The organism is Halomonas sp. SIMBA_159 (genome assembly GCF_046536035.1).
Classification (GTDB): domain Bacteria; phylum Pseudomonadota; class Gammaproteobacteria; order Pseudomonadales; family Halomonadaceae; genus Vreelandella; species Vreelandella venusta_A.
Genome location: NZ_JAWJBT010001810.1, coordinates 1 through 229 on the forward strand (window position 1 = coordinate 1; position 229 = coordinate 229).

At 48.5% G+C, this 229-nt stretch carries 1 protein-coding gene; it reads right to left on the reverse strand.

The window, feature by feature from the left end; all coding sequences use genetic code 11:
- Nucleotides 1–229: hypothetical protein (locus tag R0J87_RS25445; RefSeq protein ID WP_498889796.1), on the reverse strand; the 229-nt coding region annotated here is incomplete at both ends.

The window sequence follows — 229 nt, forward strand, 5'->3', positions numbered from 1 at the left end:
CTTACCGGGCAAATCGGGTTGCGGATGATAGCCAAACAACTGGTGCATTTTCAGCACGCTGTGGTTAAAAGATAATACCTCGGCATACAACGTATGCTGATCGCTTTGCATAGCGGCATAATCAAGCGCCGCTATCTCAAGTAATAAACCAGAACCCGGCCAGACATTCTGCTCGCCAAGGTAACACCCCCATTCCAGCACACCACTACTACGCTGATGAAAGTTAAGT